The following is a 17530-nucleotide window of genomic DNA, read 5'->3' as shown; positions in this document are numbered from 1 at the left end:
TTATTTTTTCATCACTTGTTTATAACGTTTGGCAGGCCACGTCATGATAAACCGCGCACCACCCAAGTTTGGACTCTGATCGACTTGAATCGTTCCACCAAACCAATAGGCAATACGACTCACAATCGACAGGCCTAAACCATAACCACCCGAAGCACGAGTACGACTGTCATCTAAACGGGCAAAAGCCTCAAAAATACGACTACGTTCTTGTTCAGGAATCCCCGGCCCATCATCTTCGACACAAACATAGGCATTACCATCAGCACGAATACCACCGCTGATACGAACTTTATTATCACAATAACGAACCGCATTACCCACAAGGTTCTGTACCACACGATGTAAATAACGACGCTCAGCATCCACTTTCAAAGCCAATGGTGGAGCAATTAACTCAATTTCTTTTTGCGTCTTCAAGGCTTCCGTTTCCATTGCCACTTGGTCAAGCACCTCAACCAAGACAATGTCTTCGAAATCTAAAGATGGTGTACCTTGCTCCAGCTTGGCATAGGTCATGATCTCATCAATCAGGGTATTGAGGGCTTCAATATCTTTATCAATCATATCCACTTGCTGAATTCGGTAATTATAATCATCCTCTTCAGCCAGCATTTCCATACCAAAACGGATTCGCGCGACAGGTGTTCTCAGCTCATGCGATACCGCACGCATTAACTCACGCTGTGCTTCAATCAACCGCTGAATATGATCCGACATATTGTTATAACTGGATGCCAAGTTTGCCATTTCGTCAGTACCTTCAATTGGCACACGTAATGACAAATCACCTGATTTCATCTTATTCAAGGCATAACGTACCTGACGAATTTTACGCTCTAACGGTAAGATCAGACCATAAACACCCAAGCTCAATAAGAATAAGCTAAATAAGGTAATCCCTGCTGAAAGCTGGAATGGCATCCAATTAAACATTGGAACAGGTCCTAAAATCAGCACTTGTGCAGGATGGTTAGGCATTGGAGAAACAATCGAAATGGTGGTACCACGTACAGTTGCACTATCCTTATACAGCAACACACTTTGGTCTTGGCGCAAACGACCAATTTGCTCTGAATCTAAATTGATATTTTTAATATCTGAAATTTCAATCGGATAATAGAAATGCTTTTTAATTTTATCTAAGTATTCACGCTCCTGCCCCGGATAAAAAATCAAATAATCCAGTACAAAAATCGGAAGCGCTTTCATTTGGCGTTCGCCAATTTTATCGACTTTGATATAAAGGAAATGCTTAGGGTCGTCTTTTAGACCGATAATAATATAACCAATGCCATTATTGGCATCATAACGAACCACTGATTTTTGCTCAGCAATGCGCTTTTTCTCGGTACGGGATAATTCTACCCGTTCCGCATCTACATAGTAGATCGGCAATTCCAGCAAATCAGATGCATCGGAAATCCAATCTAACTTTTGTTGCTTTTCTGGCTGACGAGACACCCCTTCACTAATGACATAAGAAATGCCATCGGTAAGAGATTCACGATATTCTTGCGCCCGTTGATAGTTAATGATCTGCACCAGCAAATAACAAAATGCTGCAACCACAACAACCAAAACCACCAAACCAGCATAGATACGCAAGAATATGCTGTTTTTCAGTACTCGACTTACCATAGGGTAAATAATTCCAAGCTAGTTAAAATCTCTCCTGAACAGCCATACTGCACAGGCCCTCTATCAAGGGAAAAGCCCCCTTTAAAAAGGAGGCTTTAGAGACTTTAGAGTCCGTTGGTTTCTTTAACGAATAAATAACCCTTACTACGCACTGTTTTGATACGTTTTGGATTTTCTGGATCATCACCAATTTTTGGACGGATACGTGAAATACGTACGTCGATTGAACGGTCTTGACCATCGTATTCGATACCGCGTAAACGCTCAAAAATATCTTCACGAGACAAGATACGACCTGCATTCGATGCCAATAACCATAACAAGTCATATTCAGCGCTAGTGAAATCGACCAATTCACCATTTAAAGTCACTGAACGACCACCATTATCAATCACCAAGTCATCAAACTCGATACGTTGTGCTACTTCGTCTTCCACTGTTTTGTCAGTGCGACGTAATAAAGCACGGATACGTGCCAATAAAACACGCGGCTGAACAGGCTTCGCAACATAGTCGTCTGCACCCATTTCTAAGCCAAGAACCTGATCCATATCTTCAGTACGTGCAGTCAACATCAAAATTGGTTGATGGTAATGCGGACGTACTTCACGACAAACGGTTAGACCATCTGCACCTGGTAACATCACATCCAGTACAACAAGATCTGGTTGCTCGCTGATAATGCGACGGATTGCACGGTTACCATCAGTTTCGACTCCAACTTCTAATCCGTTACGAATCAAATACTCTTGTGTTAAACGTGCTAAGCGTTCGTCATCTTCTACAATCAAAATCTTCGGTAACTTTTCTTCTTGGCTCATTTGTTTGCCCCTAAAATCTGAGTGAATCTGTCTATGAAATCTGACAGATACATTGGTTTATGTTTTGCAATATACACACGTTTACATTGTAAACAAGTAGGCGTTCACCAAACTGATACACGCTTAAGCCATTTTGTTATCTTTTTATTAAAATTATGAATTTTAATATATTTTTCAGTTCTCTATGCTTTTTCCGACAGGATGAATATTTAGTATAGATTTTGTGCCAATGTTAAACAATTTGTTTCTTTATTCGCCCAAAACAATTTAAGTGTCTGTTTTTTGAGTTATCCACAGAGTTATCTATAAGCCTTTTTTAACGGCTTTGTTATGCTATGTCCCTGTGAATTCAGCAGTTAACACATGAAAAAAAAATTAGTAAAATGTCAAGGATTGATCTACTGCAAAAAATCCCGTATCTTGTGTTGAAAATAAACTTTAACCACTAAGTATTGTGTTTATCCCTCAAACATCGTGGCATACTTTTTGCTCGATTCAAACGGTCCATGAACATAAAAATAGATGATAATGGAGCTATGCTGACATGAGCATCATCACTTCTACTCCTGGCCAACTTCAGGTCATTAAGCGCACCGGTGAGATTGCGACATTTAATGCCGAGAAAATTTCTGTTGCGATTGGGAAAGCATTTTTAGCAGTTGAAGGTCAACAAGGTACTGACTCAAGTCGTATCCATGACCGCATTACTCAATTGACTGAAATGGTAATGAACACCTTTAATCGCCGCTTACCTTCTGGCGGTACGATTCATATCGAAGAAATCCAAGACCAAGTTGAATTGGCATTGATGCGTACAGGCGAGCAGAAAGTTGCTCGTGCCTATGTGATTTATCGTGACCAACGCGCAAGTGCCCGTCAGCAAACTGGTGCGAACCATCACCCTACTCTTCAAATTACAGATGCTAATGGTCAACTCCAACCATTGGATTTGGATGCGCTTACAACAACCATTCAAACTGCAAGTGAAGGTCTAGAAGGAATTGATGTTCAAGCCATTTTGGATGAAACGGTTAAGAACTTATATAACGGCGTAAAAGAAAGCGATATCGCGACCACCATGATGATGGCAACGCGTACCCGTATCGAACAAGAGCCAAACTATACTTATGTGACTGCGCGCTTACTCAGTAGCGAACTTGTTAGCACAGGTTTAGAATTCTTAGGTCTACCTACAGATACGCTTGAAGGCGATGCTTTAGAAACCTTCTTGAAGAAAGGTATTGAGCTTGATCTTCTTTCTAAAGATCTGCTTGACTTTGACCTTGCAAAATTGGCTGCTGCGATCAAACCGGAACGCTCAAACCAATTCACTTATTTAGGTCTACAAACTTTATTTGACCGTTACTTCATCCACTCAAATGGCGTGCGTTTTGAATTACCACAATTATTCTTTATGCGTGTGTCGATGGGTCTGGCACTTAACGAAGAAAATAAAGAAGACCGCGCAATCGAATTCTATGACTTATTGTCTAGCTTCGACTATATGGCATCTACGCCTACCCTGTTTAACTCTGGTACCTTGCGTCCACAATTATCAAGCTGTTACTTGACCACCATCGGTGATGACTTGTATGACATTTATGGTGCAATGCGTGACAACGCAATGTTATCAAAATGGGCTGGCGGTTTAGGTAATGACTGGACACCTGTACGTGCTTTGAACTCTTATATCAAAGGCACTAACGGTAAATCACAAGGTGTAGTTCCATTCCTTAAAGTTGCCAATGATACTGCAGTTGCGGTAAACCAAGGTGGTAAGCGTAAAGGTGCAGTTTGTGCGTACTTAGAAACTTGGCACTTGGACGTTGAAGAATTCCTAGAGCTACGTAAGAACACGGGTGATGACCGTCGTCGTACCCACGACATGAACACTGCAAACTGGGTTCCTGACTTATTCATGCAACGTGTATTTGAAGATGCTGAATGGACACTGTTCACGCCTTCTGAAACACCAGACTTGCATGACTTAACAGGTGCTGAATTTGCTGAGCGTTATGCACACTACGAAGCTGTAGCAAAACAAGAAAACATGCTACACAAGAAAGTACGTGCGAAAGACTTATGGCGCAAAATGCTTTCGATGTTGTTCGAAACTGGCCACCCATGGATCACATTCAAAGATGTATGTAACTTACGTTCACCACAACAACACGTGGGCGTAGTTCACTCATCTAACTTGTGTACAGAAATCACGTTAAATACAAACCAAGACGAAATTGCGGTATGTAACTTAGGTTCGATCAACCTTGTACAACACGTTCAAGGTGGTGTGTTAGATCGTGAGAAGCTTGCACGCACTGTAAAAACTGCGGTACGTATGCTCGATAACGTAATCGACATTAACTACTATGCTGTGCCACAAGCGAAGAACTCAAACTTGAAACACCGCCCTGTGGGTATGGGGATCATGGGCTTCCAAGATGCATTGTATGAAATGAATCTTGCTTATGGCTCAGATGAAGCGGTTGACTTCGCTGATGAATCAATGGAAGTGATCAGCTACTACGCAATCGAAACATCAAGCAACCTTGCAATCGAACGTGGTGCTTACTCAACATTCAAAGGTTCATTGTGGGATCAAGGTATTCTGCCAATCGACTCTTTAGAAATCGTTGCGAAATCTCGTCCAGAGCGTATGTTCGAAGTGGATCGTACACAACGTTTAGACTGGGATAGCTTACGTACCAAAGTTCAAAAAGACGGTATGCGCAACTCAAATGTGATGGCGATTGCCCCTACAGCAACCATCTCTAACATTTGTGGTGTGTCTCAATCGATTGAGCCAACATTCCAGAACTTGTATGTGAAATCGAATCTTTCTGGTGAATTCACAGTGATCAACCCTTACCTTGTTCGTGCATTAAAAGAACGTGGTCTTTGGGATACCGTGATGGTCAATGACCTAAAACACTTCGAAGGTTCAGTTCAAAAGATTGCACGTATTCCTGAAGAATTAAAAGCAATCTTCGCGACTGCGTTTGAAGTGGATACTCGCTGGATCGTAGATGCTGCGTCACGTCGTCAAAAATGGATCGACCAAGCACAGTCATTGAACCTTTACATCGCTGGTGCGAATGGTAAGAAACTTGACATCACGTATAAGATGGCATGGTTACGCGGTCTTAAAACCACTTATTACCTCCGAGCTTTAGGTGCAACATCGGCTGAGAAATCAACCATTAATACGGGTGCACTGAATGCAGTGAAACCAGCATCGGTTGAAGCACCTGTGGTTGCGGTAGCAGCGGTTGTAGCAGAAAAAGCTGAAGTTCAAACTGAAGATGATGGTTTCTCAACAGCAGCGCCAGTGCCATTGGCGTGTTCAATTGACAACCCAGACTGCGAAGCTTGTCAGTAATTTAATACCTCTCTCCATAAATTCCCTCTCCTTTGGAGAGGGCGAGAAAGGTTTCTATTGAGGCATAGATCATGTTCCATCTCAGTCATAATTATCAATTTGGTGTGATTGTTCTGATTTGTGCCTTTCTAGTGTTTTACATTCCAATGGTTTACGCATTTTTTAAAATACGTAAGCAACAGCGTAAGCAAAATAAGTTTTAGGGGTTGGCGACGTCCATTCGTCACTTTTTAAAAACTCAATCAATAAAACTTAATTTTGCTTACACATTAAGCGTATATTCTAAGACATCTCTTTAGGTGTCTATAACAGCTATACACAACGAAGAGAGAACGAAAAATGTCTATCCTAAGTTGGGACGATTTTGAAGATGATTCGCAAAAACCGACTGCACCTGAACACAAGTCTGCGTCCCTCGACTCGCAAAAAACGGTTAATACGCAAGTGGTATCTGATTCAGAGCAATCATCGCCGCGCGTGGCTACTGCACAACCCGCTGGAACCAGTACCCTGCGATCAACAGATCCAACCGATTCGTTGGCACGAGCATCTGCTGCCTTAGAACACCTAGACGTTGCACCAGGCTTGGAAGAGCTTGAAATGGGTGCACAGCGTGTTCAAGTTGATGATAAAGCCATGATCAACTGTCGCGCAGACTTAAACCAGCTTGTTCCATTTAAATACGAATGGGCTTGGCAGAAGTACCTTGACGGGTGTGCAAACCACTGGATGCCGCAAGAAGTGAACATGAACCATGATATCGCGCTTTGGAAGTCTGAAAATGGCTTAACTGAAGATGAGCGCACCATCATCATGCGTTCTTTAGGTTTCTTCTCGACTGCAGACTCATTGGTTGCAAACAACTTGGTTTTGGCGATCTACCGTCACATTACCAATCCTGAATGCCGTCAGTACATCTTGCGTCAAGCATTTGAAGAAGCAATTCACACGCATGCTTATCAATACTGTATCGAATCTTTGGGTATGGACGAAGGCGAAGTCTTCAACATGTACCGCGAGATTCCAAGTGTTGCGCGTAAAGCATCGTGGGGCTTGAAGTACACTCAATCTTTAAGTGATCCGACTTTCAACACTGGTACGCCTGAAAACGACCAACGTTTATTGCGTAACTTGATCGCGTTCTACTGTGTTCTTGAAGGGATCTTCTTCTACTGTGGCTTTACTCAAATCTTGAGTATGGGTCGTCGTAACAAGATGAACGGTGTTGCTGAGCAGTTCCAGTACATCTTGCGTGATGAATCTATGCACTTGAACTTCGGTATCGACATGATCAACCAGATCAAGATCGAGAACCCGCACTTGTGGACGGCTGAGTTCCAAGAAGAAGTGATTCAAATGATTCTTGAAGGTACTATGCTCGAGATCGAATATGCGCGTGACACCATGCCACGTGGTGTATTGGGTATGAATGCAAGCATGATGGAAGAATACTTGAAGTTCATCTGTAACCGTCGTTTAGCGCAACTTGGTTTACCTGAGCAGTTTGCTGGTGTAACCAACCCGTTTGCGTGGATGTCTGAGATGATGGACTTGCGTAAAGAGAAGAACTTCTTTGAAACGCGTGTAACAGACTACCAAACTGGTGGTGCGTTAAGCTGGTAAGTAGTAAACAATAAAAAAGTAAAAGCTGTCTACGGACAGCTTTTTTTATTATTAAAATCCATCCTATTTGGTCAAAATGTGACTAATCTCTCTAAACCATAAGTCTAGGATTTACTAGAACTTTCTACAACTTTCACACAATAAATCATCAAAGTCGGCTTGATTTGTACATTTTGAAACATTAGTTCAACCAAAATACCGTCTAAATTAAAGTAAAATTCATGAACTAACTTCTTCAACATCAGTGTTAAGGCGATCCCTTGCCGTACTGATGTGCCTTTATTGCGCCTGTAACATCATTTAAATTCTTTCTCTCTATGTCGCTTTTGATATGGAGCGTCATTTAATTTTTAAGGTAAATTGAATGAAAAAATTTTGGAAATATTTATTAGTACTAGTCGTAGTATTAATTATTATTGCAATTGCCTTTCTTTTTAGACCAGTTGCGTCTAAGGCAATTAAAACCACCAATAACGAACCCACTGTCGATGTTGTACTGATCGGTGGCGGGATCATGAGTGCCACTTTAGGTACTTACCTCAACGAGTTACAACCAGACTGGAATATCCGCATGTATGAACGTCTTGATGCTGTCGCACAAGAAAGTTCAAACGGTTTTAACAACGCGGGTACAGGCCACTCGGGCTTTATGGAAATGAACTATACCGAAGAAAAAGACGGTAAAATGGACATTTCTAAAGCTGTAAATGTGGCTGGTCAGTTTGAAATTGCCAAGCAATTCTGGGCATACCAAGTGAAACAAGGTGTATTAGAAACACCAAATACCTTCATTAACCCAGTACCACACATTGCTTTCGTATGGGGCGATAACGTGAACTTCATGGAAAAGCGTTATGCTGCCATGGTTCAAAATCCATTATTCGCTGGCATGAAGTTGAGTGAAGACAAAGCCGAAATTCAACAATGGGCACCATTGGTAATGGACGGTCGTGATCCTCAACAAAAAGTGGCTGCAACCCGTATGGACGTTGGTTCTGACGTGAACTACGGTGCAATCACCAAGCAGTTGATTGGCAACCTTGAAAAGAGTCCAAACTTCAAACTTAGCACTTCAACTGAAGTGACGGGTATCAGCAAAAACGATGACAACACTTGGTCTGTGGCTTTCAAAGATTTGAAATCTGGCAAAGTTGATCATGTGAAAACACGTTTTGTGTTTATTGGTGCGGGCGGTGCTGCAATTAAACTATTGCAAATGACTGGCTTACCAGAAGCGCAACAATATGCTGGTTTCCCTGTAGGTGGTGAGTTCCTTGTGACTGACAACCCAGCAGTAACGGCAAAACACACTGCTAAAGTCTATGGTCGTGCTGATCTTGGTGCGCCTCCAATGTCTGTTCCACATATCGATACCCGTTATATCGACGGTAAAAAATATGTGTTGTTTGGCCCATTTGCAACTTACTCAAACAAGTTCCTGAAAAATGGTTCACAGCTTGATTTGCTTGCATCAACTAACAAAAACAACGTGTTGCCTATGGCTGCAATTGGTCTACAAAATGCTGATCTTGTTCAGTACCTCGTAAGCCAAGTATTGATGTCTGATGCAGATCGTTTCAATGAGTTGAAAAAATACTACCCTGAAGCTGATCCAAAAGACTGGCATTTACAACAAGGTGGTCAACGCGTTCAGATCATCAAGAAAGAGCCGGGCAAACCTGCTAAATTGCAATTCGGTACAGAAATCTTTGCATCTAAAGACAAGTCTGTAACGGCATTATTAGGTGCTTCTCCAGGTGCGTCTACATCACCTTACATCATGCTTAACTTGCTTGAAAAAGCATTCCCTGAGCAAACTAAAGGTGTATGGAATAACAAATTGCATGAGATCGTACGTTCTTATGGTAAAGACCTTTCAACCGATCCAGCGTTGTTAGATCAGATCCGTCAGTACTCAAGTTCAACTTTGGGCTTGAACTATACGACACCTGCAAACTTAGTTCCTGCTAAGAAAGTAGAAAAAGCTGAAGCTGTTGCTCAATAAGCGACCTTCAGTCTAAATAAAAAGGGAGGAGTTTCGGCTCTTCCCTTTTTCTCATTTTGTCTTTTATTTTTATACTATGCCTTCTGCTGCACCCCACTCTGCTTTTGCTGCATTTGCCAGTCGTGACTTTAAGTTATTGACCCTCAATCAATGCTGCCTGACTTTTGCGGTGCTGATTCAAGAAGTGCTGATTGCCTTTCATTTGTATCAAATCACCAAAAATCCACTTCTCCTCGGTTTAGTCGGGATTATGGATTTTTTACCTTTTCTGGCGCTGTCTTTATGGGGTGGTTATATTGCTGATCGTTTTAATCGTCAGCGTATTTTGCAAATCAGTTTTAGCTTTGCGATTCCCTTATCGATTGCCTTATGGGTCTGCTTTGACCTATACAACACTCAAGCGTTGAGTACCAATTTCTTACTGATTTCCGCCTTTAGCATTCTGTTTTTATTTGGCTGTATTCGCGGGATTTATAGCCCCTGCTTTAATTCGCTACGGCCTTTTGTAGTACCAGAACATCATTATACCAATGCAGCAACATGGACCAGTATGTGCTGGCAAGCCAGTGGCATTCTTGCTCCCGTGATCGGTGGCTTTCTATTGGCTCATCTCGACCTAGATATTACTTTTGCTGTGATCGTGGCACTTTTTCTCACAGGAACGATCGCACTGTGGTGTTTACAAAAACGACATTTCCCGCAAATCCAAACCGAATCTGTGACGCAAAGTCTGAAAGAAGCACTGCAATTTATTTTTAAAACTAAAATTATTTTTTGGGCGATGTTTCTCGATCTTGGCTCCGTGTTTTTTGGCGGTATCATCGCGCTATTGCCAATTTTTGCCCAAGATATTTTACAGATTGGTGCCGATGGTTTTGGTCTATTACGTGCTGCACCTGCCTTTGGTGGCTTGATCATGATGGTGATTTTGGTGCGCTATCCCCCTAAATCTAAGCCGTGGCAAATGATGCTGATTGCCGTCACAGGCTTTGGTGTTTGCACTTTGTTATTTGCTGTTACCAGACAACTGTATTTTTCTGTCGCAGTTCTCATTATTATGGGAGCATGTGACAGCATCAACATAGTTATCCGTCAAACGATTCTGCAACTTATCCCTCCCAAAGACATGCTTGGGCGTGTGGCAGCCATTAATGGCATCTTTGTCACCTCAAGTAATGAACTGGGTGCATTGCAGTCCAGTGTGATGACCCGTTTTTTTAGCGTGGTTCCAGCAATGTTGATTGGTGGCTCACTTTCTTTGCTCTGCGTTGTCTTAACCAAGGCAAGAACCAAAGCTTTATTTAATTTTCGTTTTTAGTCATCCAAACAAACAGTTATTTAAAAATCAAATGTGATATGAAACATACTTTGCCCACGTCTTCAGGCCTATCTAAATTTATTATTTTTTCCATTTTTGTATGGCTGGTGTTATTGTGGCTGCAATCCACCTATATCGTCGTGATTGGTGGTGATGCCTATCTATTTTGGACCTCACTTGGTCTTTTGGTGCTTAATATTCTGAGCCTACGTCCTAATATCTTAAAAAATCGGATTGCTTTGGTGATTACGGTCGCCTTGCTGATCTACCTGCTATTCCATTCCTTATTCTGTACTTATTTAATGATCGCTTTTTATTGCATTTTCTACCTCTACTCAGGTGAATATAAAAATAAGCGCATGATTAAATTGATTAGTTTATTTTTGATTATGATCATCTTCGCGATCTATCAAACTCAATCACTGCATGAACTCAAAAGCCATTATGCCACCTACGATACAGGTGAAACTTGGCAGAAATATGGCGCTTTATAGTTGAACCCATAAAAAAACCTCACAGCATGTGAGGTTTTTTTATTTGAACCATTAATCTTGTGAATCAGGATACAAAGGACGATTACCGGGACTAATACGGTTGATATGCAAGAAGGTCATATGCCGTTCATACTTATCAAGGATGTCATTAATCACCTGTTCTTTGGTATATCCAACTAGATCATTGTCTTGAGAACCCTCATACAAGAAGGTTTCTAAACGATAGTAGAACTGCTTACCACGTTTACCCCGCTCACTAAAGGTTGGCGCAATATAACGCACAGGCCAGATTTGGTACACGAAGTTATGTTCTTCTTCAATGTAAATGGTGAGATCAAGATGATACAGTGTATCACTGTCTTCCAATTCACCCTGTGTGACTTCAACATTCATACCGCGCTTGATCAGCTCATCCGCCACGGTTTGTACCGCTGGCTTACACACGCTATCAAGCATACGCCGCGTTTCACTACTGCCCGGATGATGCATGACACGCGATAAACGTTGCTTCCAGTTCAGAATGTCGACGTTTCCGACCACAGGTGCGGCGTTCAGACTGCGGCTGGCTTTACGATAATCCTCTAAACGCAAGGATTTATATAGGCCTGCCATGACTAGCAACATCACAAAACTAAACGGTAAGCCCATGATTACGGTGGCACTTTGCAGTGCGGTAATCCCGTTTGCCATCAGCATCGCAATCGTCAACAAACCAATTGCGGTTGCCCAGAAGATTCTAAGCCAACGCGGTGCATCATTATCGACATTGGAGAACTTGGTGGTGAAGTTACCAAGAACCAGCGCACCAGAATCGGCCGAAGTTACATAGAACAATAACCCCGTAATGGTTGCGATCCCCGCAATAAAAGCAAAGCCAGGATATTGCGCCAATAGATCATAAAAACCATGTGCAGGATCGGTCAAAACGGTTTGTGCCAAAGCGGCATTACCTTCAAAAATAACGTTATACAACGCGCTATTTCCGAAAATAGACAACCACGTGATGGTAAACAACAATGGAATGATCAGCGTCCCGCAAACAAACTCACGAATGGTACGACCACGTGAAATCCTTGCCAAGAACAGTCCCACAAATGGCGACCACGCCACCCACCATGCCCAGAAGAACAAGGTCCAACTGTTCATCCACTCTTTCGGTCGGTCAAAAGCAAAGCTTTCCAGTGCCAAACTTGGGAAGCGACTGATATAGTCACCAAAGTTTTGCACTAAGGCATTGAGCAGGAATTCAGTATTACCCAAGAACAGTACAAACAACATCAAGCCGATGGCAGCATAAATGTTGATTTCAGACAGTACCTTGATGCCTTTATTCACCCCAGCAGTGACCGAGATAATGGTCACAATCACGGCCACGCCAATCAGGGCAATCTGAATCCACAGGTTTTCAGGTAAGCCAAACAGTACATGCAGACCATAATTGATCTGCACCACCGCAATACCACAGGTGGTCGCGATACCAAAAATTGTACCGATGACGGCAGCTGTATCGACAGTATGCCCAATCGGACCATCAATTTTCTTACCAAAGATTGGATAGAGTGCTGAACGAATGGTCAGAGGTAAGTTATACCGATAACTAAAGTATCCCAATGCCATCCCAACCAAGGCATACATGCCCCAACCAGTTAAACCATAATGAAACAGCGTCCACACCATACCCTGACGGGCAGCTTCATAAGTTTGCCCCTCACCTACTGGTGGATTCATATAATGGGATAAAGGTTCTGCAACCGAGAAGAACATCAAGTCCGTCCCGATCCCCGCAGCAAACAGCATGGCCGACCAGCTCAGTAAGCTAAACTCAGGTTTGGAATGCTTGGGACCAAGTTTGATATCGCCATAACGCGAACACGCAATGAAGATCACAAAGACAAGATACAAGGTTGCTGCTAAGAGGTAGTACCAGCTGAATTTATCGCTGACCCACGCCAGTACCACATTTAATAAGTGGTTGGCAAAATCGTTAAATAGAATCGTAACAAGTGCAAATGTTAAAATAAGTAGAGCTGAAACATAAAAGACCACACGATTTAAATGATCTTTATTCGCTAATGTAGCATCATCAACCGCTCTTGGATTATCTGTTGCCATACAATCCTCAAGGAATTAGAGAAGAAAAAGAAAATATTCAACAAAGTCTTTTCATCATTCAATCAATGAAAAGACCTGCCCGAATAAAAAATGAAAAATAAAAGTCATTCGCCCGAATTACTATGTTTCTGATTTTTCAGTTGTGTGATGTGATGACTGAGTTACCTGCGTTATCACTTGCGGTGGCGTAGGACTAAATTGATCCTGTTTAAGTGCTTTGGCTAAGCCAAACATATACAGCAAAATAATAACGGAGAATGGTAAACCACACAGTACCACCGCACTTTGCATGGAGTGAAAACTCCCTGCCAACAGCAGCCCGATACTGACAATGGTAATCACCACAGACCAGAAAATTCGCAACCAAATCGGTGAATCACTTTCATTGCTACCCCCTTTCGAGGACAGATTTGCGATCATGAGTGTACCAGAACCCACAGGGGTCAAAAACAATACGAAACAAATCACAACAACAATCCCAGCAACATAAGGATTGAACGGTAAAAATTCGAGAAGCTTAAATAGGGACAAAGCAGGATCGGTTAACACCAGATCACCTAAGATTTTTTGCTTCTGTTCCAAAATAAAATAGATTGCGGTGTTCCCAAAAATCGAGATCCAAGCCAGTGTAAAACCGAGTGGAATTAGACAGACACCGAGCACAACTTCACGAATCGTACGGCCTTTAGAAATACGCGCAATAAACATGCCGACAAATGGTGCCCATGCAATCCACCATGCCCAATAGAACACGGTCCATGAACCTAACCACTCGCCTGCTTTGGTATTGTAGAGGTACATATCAAAGCTTTTCGCTAGAAAATGATCGAGATAATCACCCACGTTCTGTACTAAACCATTAAGTAAATGGTTGGTTGGTCCTGTGAGAAATACAAACAGCAAGAGCGCATAGAGCAAACGCAAATTGATACGCGATAACCAAGCCAAGCCCTTTTCAATCCCGACCACAGTGGTAATGGTCGCGACTGACATCATCAGCAACACCACCGTAATCAAGGTGGTTTGGTTATTTGGAATCTCAGGCAAGAGATAATGTACCCCCGAAACCAGTACCAAAGCACCAATACCGAGATTGGTCACCAAAGAAATGACCGTAGCTAAAATCCCAAAACCATCGACAAAATCACCGATCAAACCATGAATACGTTCACCAAAGATCGGATACAGTGCAGAACGCAACGCCAATGGCAAGTTCTGACGAAAAGCAAAATAACCGAGTGTCACACCCAATAAGGCATACAACACCCAACCATGAATGCCCCAATGCAGAAAGCTATACATCATCGCATCACGTGCGGCTTGAATCGTTCCACCCTGACCTTCTGGCGGTCGAATAAAATGGTCGACGGGTTCAGCTACACCGTAATACAAGAGTGCAATCCCGATCCCTGCGGAAAACAGCATCGACACCCAAGCCAGATAACCAAATTCAGGTTTATCGTCATCTTTACCTAAAGGAATCTGCCCCACCCGAGAAAAAGCCAACCATGCGACAAAACCTAAACAAACCACAATCACCAGCATGTAGTACCAGCCAAATAATTGGTTTGCCAGCCCTTGTATATAGGTTAGCCAGAACTGACTGCGCTGTGGAAACAATACAAACAATAGGCCAAAAATGCCGATACTGATTGCGGAGCTCCAAAAAACAAACAAATTTAAACGTATAGGTTCAGATGGGGACCCTTCATTACTTTCTGACACCATGTTCTTGCTCCTTGCAATTGGTGTTTTTTCTTAAAAAATAATGTGATAAGTGTTCAATTCTGCTTATCGCCTTATCCATAAGAATCTTTGATTTATTACACTACTTCTATTCTTGCCAATCAAAAATTCATTGATTTTTACAGATTATACTTTTTATTGATTGAACGTTCAATCAATAAAAAGTATGATAAAAAAATGTTATGATGCTCTACATCGAGAAATGTTGAATAAAAAGCACCTTGGCAGGGCTTTAAATGGATAAGCATGACAAAGCGTAGAGTAAAACCAGAGCATGTGCGACGTGAAGAAATTATTAACGCCGCATTTTATGTAATTTCTGAAGTGGGGTTATCCAATACCACCATTGCACAGATTGCAAAAAAGGCTGAACTATCGACTGGTATTGTGAGTCACTATTTCGGTGACAAACAGGGATTGATCAATACCTGTATGCAAGAGATGCTCAACGTTTTGCGTCAAAAGACTGACCAATACAAAACCGAAGCAGATGCGCATCCAGAAAGCCAGATCAAGGCCATTATTGATTCCAACTTCGATATCAGTCAGGTCAACAAACAAGCCATGCGGGTCTGGTTAGACTTTTGGTCGGCCAGTATGCACCTTCCCGAACTTGGACGTTTACAACGAATTAATGATCAACGCCTGTATTCCAACTTGAAACATTATTTTCTTATGTTGGTGGATGATAAACAACAGGCAAGCATCGCTGCTCGCGGATTAGCAGCTTTGATTGACGGATTATGGTTACGTGGCAGTTTAAGCAGTCATGATGAGTTTGACAGCCAGTTGGCACGTTCCATTGCTTACGATTATGTAAAAACGCAATTGCAATTTGCGAACAAACCTTTGCAGGAGAAACAGAATGAGTGATGCACAAGTTCACCAGTTATATATCCACGGACGTTATGTCGCAGCAACCAGTGGTCAAACATTTAACAGCATTAACCCTGCCAACGGTGAAGTGATCGCAACACTTCAACAAGCGTCACAACAAGACATCGAAGCGGCTGTTCAAAGCGCACAACAAGGTCAAAAAATCTGGGCCGCCATGACCGCAATGGAGCGTTCACGCATCTTACGTCGTGCGGTTGATATCTTACGCGAACGTAATGATGAACTTGCCCAACTCGAAACACTCGATACCGGTAAAGCCTACAGCGAAACCTCAACCGTGGATATCGTGACAGGTGCTGATGTGATCGAATACTACGCTGGTCTGGCAACCGCGATCCAAGGCGAGCAAGTGCCACTGCGTGAATCAAGCTTCTTCTATACCCGTCGTGAACCACTTGGTGTGGTTGCAGGTATCGGTGCGTGGAACTATCCAATTCAAATCGCCATGTGGAAATCGGCACCTGCCCTAGCAGCGGGAAATGCCATGATTTTCAAACCAAGTGAAACTACCCCACTGACTGCATTTAAACTTGCTGAAATCTATACTGAAGCGGGCGTACCAGACGGCGTATTTAACGTGGTTCAAGGTGCGGGTCGTGACATCGGTCAATGGTTAACTGAACATCCTGTGATTGAAAAAATCTCGTTCACGGGTGGTGTCGAAACTGGCAAAAAAGTGATGGCCAGTGCTGCGGGTTCGACCTTAAAAGAAGTCACCATGGAGCTGGGCGGTAAATCACCCCTGATTATTTGTGATGATGCCAACCTCGACCGCGCTGCGGATATCGCCGTCATGGCAAACTTCTTTAGTTCAGGTCAAGTCTGCACCAATGGTACCCGTGTGTTTGTACCAAAAACCTTGCTTGCGGATTTTGAAGCAGCCGTAGTGGAACGTGTAAAACGTATCCGTATCGGTGATCCAATGGCCGAGCAAACCAATTTCGGACCTCTCACCAGTTTCCCGCATATGGAAAAAGTATTGTCTTTCATTGAGTCAGGCAAACAGCAAGGTGCAAAACTATTGATTGGTGGTGGTCGTGCAACGGAAGGTGACTTGGCTAAAGGCGCTTATGTACTCCCGACAGTATTCAGCAACTGCCAAGATGATATGGCGATTGTACAAGAAGAAATCTTTGGCCCAGTGATGAGCATTCTTAGCTATGAAACTGAGGAAGAAGTGATCCGTCGTGCCAATGACACCACCTTTGGTTTGGCCGCAGGTGTCGTGACACAAGACATCACCAAAGCGCATCGTATTATCCATCAAATTGAAGCAGGTATCTGCTGGATCAATACCTGGGGCGAATCGCCTGCGGAAATGCCAGTCGGTGGCTACAAGCAATCTGGTGTTGGCCGTGAAAATGGCTTAACCACTTTGGGTCATTACACCCGTATCAAATCCGTTCAAGTTGAGTTAGGTGAGTATCACAGCATTTTCTAATGCCCTCACCTTTCACCCTCAAAATTAATCCTCTATGCCGAGCAATCCCATGA

General features: G+C 42.7%; 12 protein-coding genes. 8 read left to right on the top strand and 4 right to left on the bottom strand.

Features of this window, described 5'->3' with window-relative positions:
* Together bfmS and bfmR are read right to left on the bottom strand one after the other, a co-directional pair.
* Complete coding sequence (bfmS, locus tag F3J02_RS04425) at positions 1 to 1641, bottom strand: sensor histidine kinase BfmS (protein WP_216076265.1); 1641 nt, start codon at positions 1639 to 1641, stop codon at positions 1 to 3.
* 104 nt (positions 1642 to 1745) lie between these two features.
* A complete protein-coding gene (bfmR, locus tag F3J02_RS04420) occupies positions 1746 to 2462 on the bottom strand; it encodes a response regulator transcription factor BfmR (protein ID WP_000076440.1) in 717 nt (238 codons plus the stop codon).
* 544 nt (positions 2463 to 3006) lie between these two features.
* Here bfmR and F3J02_RS04415 point away from each other — a divergent pair.
* The 6 genes from F3J02_RS04415 (at position 3007) to F3J02_RS04390 (ending at position 11281) form a co-directional block, all read left to right on the top strand.
* Positions 3007 to 5841: a ribonucleoside-diphosphate reductase subunit alpha gene (locus F3J02_RS04415; protein WP_167247916.1), complete on the top strand. Its 2835-nt coding sequence runs from the start codon at positions 3007 to 3009 to the stop codon at positions 5839 to 5841.
* Between the two features lie 71 nt (positions 5842 to 5912).
* Complete coding sequence (locus tag F3J02_RS04410) at positions 5913 to 6044, top strand: hypothetical protein (RefSeq protein ID WP_004804753.1); 132 nt, start codon at positions 5913 to 5915, stop codon at positions 6042 to 6044.
* Positions 6045 to 6180: 136 nt separating this feature from the next.
* Complete coding sequence (locus F3J02_RS04405; protein WP_167247915.1) at positions 6181 to 7464, top strand: ribonucleotide-diphosphate reductase subunit beta; 1284 nt, start codon at positions 6181 to 6183, stop codon at positions 7462 to 7464.
* A 364-nt stretch (positions 7465 to 7828) separates the two neighbouring features.
* Entirely contained in the window at positions 7829 to 9469 is a 1641-nt protein-coding gene (mqo, locus tag F3J02_RS04400) for a malate dehydrogenase (quinone) (protein ID WP_167247914.1), read from the top strand.
* Between the two features lie 76 nt (positions 9470 to 9545).
* The gene (locus F3J02_RS04395; protein WP_167247913.1) at positions 9546 to 10787 is read left to right on the top strand and encodes an MFS transporter; all 1242 of its coding nucleotides are present in this window, start codon (positions 9546 to 9548) and stop codon (positions 10785 to 10787) included.
* 38 nt (positions 10788 to 10825) lie between these two features.
* Positions 10826 to 11281 carry a hypothetical protein gene (locus F3J02_RS04390; protein ID WP_167247912.1) on the top strand — a complete coding sequence of 152 codons (456 nt, stop codon included), beginning with the start codon at positions 10826 to 10828 and terminating at the stop codon, positions 11279 to 11281.
* Positions 11282 to 11332: 51 nt separating this feature from the next.
* Here the strand turns inward: F3J02_RS04390 and F3J02_RS04385 are convergent, their stop codons facing one another.
* A complete protein-coding gene (locus F3J02_RS04385) occupies positions 11333 to 13393 on the bottom strand; it encodes a choline transporter (RefSeq protein ID WP_167247911.1) in 2061 nt (686 codons plus the stop codon).
* A 120-nt stretch (positions 13394 to 13513) separates the two neighbouring features.
* Complete coding sequence (locus F3J02_RS04380; RefSeq protein WP_167247910.1) at positions 13514 to 15121, bottom strand: BCCT family transporter; 1608 nt, start codon at positions 15119 to 15121, stop codon at positions 13514 to 13516.
* Positions 15122 to 15385: 264 nt separating this feature from the next.
* Here F3J02_RS04380 and betI point away from each other — a divergent pair, with 264 nt between their 5' ends.
* Together betI and betB are read left to right on the top strand one after the other, a co-directional pair.
* On the top strand, positions 15386 to 16012 hold the full coding sequence (gene betI, locus F3J02_RS04375; RefSeq protein WP_004655490.1) for a transcriptional regulator BetI: 627 nt from the start codon (positions 15386 to 15388) through the stop codon (positions 16010 to 16012).
* The gene (gene betB, locus F3J02_RS04370) at positions 16005 to 17477 is read left to right on the top strand and encodes a betaine-aldehyde dehydrogenase (protein WP_167247909.1); all 1473 of its coding nucleotides are present in this window, start codon (positions 16005 to 16007) and stop codon (positions 17475 to 17477) included. The genes betI and betB overlap by 8 nt, the downstream gene beginning before the upstream one ends.
* Positions 17478 to 17530 lie beyond the last annotated feature (53 nt).

It is taken from the genome of Acinetobacter sp. Tr-809, from assembly GCF_011753255.1.
In the GTDB taxonomy this organism is placed as follows: Bacteria; Pseudomonadota; Gammaproteobacteria; order Pseudomonadales; family Moraxellaceae; genus Acinetobacter.
This window is presented reverse-complemented; position numbering and strand designations above follow the sequence as displayed.

Coding starts and splice junctions, on each gene's coding strand:
- bfmS (WP_216076265.1), bottom strand. CDS start 1,641: ATGGTAAGTCGAGTACTGAAAAACAGCATATTCTTGCGTATCTATGCT.
- bfmR (WP_000076440.1), bottom strand. CDS start 2,462: ATGAGCCAAGAAGAAAAGTTACCGAAGATTTTGATTGTAGAAGATGAC.
- betB (WP_167247909.1), top strand. CDS start 16,005: ATGAGTGATGCACAAGTTCACCAGTTATATATCCACGGACGTTATGTC.
- F3J02_RS04410 (WP_004804753.1), top strand. CDS start 5,913: ATGTTCCATCTCAGTCATAATTATCAATTTGGTGTGATTGTTCTGATT.
- F3J02_RS04405 (WP_167247915.1), top strand. CDS start 6,181: ATGTCTATCCTAAGTTGGGACGATTTTGAAGATGATTCGCAAAAACCG.
- betI (WP_004655490.1), top strand. CDS start 15,386: ATGACAAAGCGTAGAGTAAAACCAGAGCATGTGCGACGTGAAGAAATT.
- F3J02_RS04390 (WP_167247912.1), top strand. CDS start 10,826: ATGAAACATACTTTGCCCACGTCTTCAGGCCTATCTAAATTTATTATT.
- F3J02_RS04395 (WP_167247913.1), top strand. CDS start 9,546: ATGCCTTCTGCTGCACCCCACTCTGCTTTTGCTGCATTTGCCAGTCGT.
- mqo (WP_167247914.1), top strand. CDS start 7,829: ATGAAAAAATTTTGGAAATATTTATTAGTACTAGTCGTAGTATTAATT.
- F3J02_RS04380 (WP_167247910.1), bottom strand. CDS start 15,121: ATGGTGTCAGAAAGTAATGAAGGGTCCCCATCTGAACCTATACGTTTA.
- F3J02_RS04385 (WP_167247911.1), bottom strand. CDS start 13,393: ATGGCAACAGATAATCCAAGAGCGGTTGATGATGCTACATTAGCGAAT.
- F3J02_RS04415 (WP_167247916.1), top strand. CDS start 3,007: ATGAGCATCATCACTTCTACTCCTGGCCAACTTCAGGTCATTAAGCGC.